This window comes from Pseudomonas typographi (genome assembly GCF_014694385.1).
Classification (GTDB): domain Bacteria; phylum Pseudomonadota; class Gammaproteobacteria; order Pseudomonadales; family Pseudomonadaceae; genus Aquipseudomonas; species Aquipseudomonas typographi.
Window position 1 is genome coordinate 1 of the sequence record NZ_JAAOCA010000163.1, and the last position, 293, is coordinate 293.

Consider the following 293-nt stretch of genomic DNA (forward strand, 5'->3'; position numbering starts at 1 on the left):
TGGTGTCGCCATCGGCGTCGGTGACCGTGTAGCTGAAGCTGTCGGTGGCGCTGGCACCCACGGCGATCAGCTTGTTGATGTCGGTGTTCACCGTGTAGGTGTAGGTACCGTCGGCATTGAGCACCAGACTGCCGTAGGTGCCTTGCACGGTTTGCGCGGTCACCGAGTTTTGCTGGTAGTCCGCGCCCAGGGTGTCGTTGTTGAGCACATTGCCGGTGGCGGTAAGCTGGTGGTCGCTGGCACTGGCGCTGTCGTCGCGGGCAGTGGGGGCATCGTCCTCGATGCGCACGTTC

1 protein-coding gene is annotated in these 293 nt (G+C 63.5%); it reads right to left on the reverse strand.

From position 1 onward, the window contains the following. Positions 1 to 293, reverse strand: a 293-nt coding sequence (locus HAQ05_RS28235; RefSeq protein ID WP_190427742.1) for an Ig-like domain-containing protein, incomplete at both ends; no start/stop codon positions are given.